This window comes from Streptomyces anandii JCM 4720, assembly GCF_014650655.1.
Classification (GTDB): domain Bacteria; phylum Actinomycetota; class Actinomycetes; order Streptomycetales; family Streptomycetaceae; genus Streptomyces; species Streptomyces anandii.
Genome location: NZ_BMVJ01000006.1, coordinates 373898 through 374717 on the forward strand (window position 1 = coordinate 373898; position 820 = coordinate 374717).

At 73.8% G+C, this 820-nt stretch carries 1 protein-coding gene; it reads left to right on the forward strand.

Annotation, left to right across the window (positions count from 1 at the left end):
- Positions 1 to 225 precede the first annotated feature (225 nt).
- The coding region (locus IE249_RS37215; protein WP_229858440.1) for a carboxylesterase family protein at positions 226 to 820 on the forward strand (595 nt) is incomplete at its 3' end.

The window sequence follows — 820 nt, forward strand, 5'->3', positions numbered from 1 at the left end:
CGCGGCGGGAAGAGCCGGGGCAGATGCACCGGGTCCATGGCGAACACGGCCCTGATCCGCTGCGCCTCGGGGCTGGGCATGATCCTCCCGGGAATTGGGTAGAAAGCGCCTTCTACGGTAGGTCCACGCCCAGGCCCGGGCAATCGCCCGGCCGGAATACCGGCGGACAGTGTGATGCTGTGGTGGTACCCGGTGCAGGAGTGCGGCGAAGGGCTGGTGGGACGCATGACGGCGGACCAGGCGGACCAGGCGGACCAGGCGGACCAGGCGGGCCGGACGGGCCAGGCGGACCAGGCGGATCCCGTGGTCAGGACCCCTCACGGGGCGGTACGCGGCAGGTACGAGCACGGGGTGGCGGTGTTCCGCGGCATTCCGTATGCCGCGCCCCCCTTCGGCCCCCGCAGGTTCCGCCCGCCCGAGCCGCCCGAGCCGTGGGACGGGGTGCGCGAGGCGGTGTCCTTCGGTCCGACCGCGCCGAAGCCGCCGTACTCGGAGGCGTTCGCCCAGTACCTGTCCGACCCCGTGGTCCCCGGTGACGACTGCCTCAACCTCAACGTGTGGACACCCGGCCCCGACCCGGGCGCCCGGCTTCCGGTCCTGGTCTGGCTGCACGGCGGGGCGCTGACCCGGGGCTCCTCCGCGGTCCCGGTCTACGACGGGCACGCCTTCGCCCGGGACGGGATCGTGCTCGTCTCGGTCAACTACCGTCTGGGCGTGGAGGGTTACGGCCTCTTTCCCGACGCCCCCGCCAACCCCGGCCTGCGCGACCAGCTCGCCGCGCTGCGCTGGGTGCGCGAGGCGATCGGCGCGTTCGGCGGCG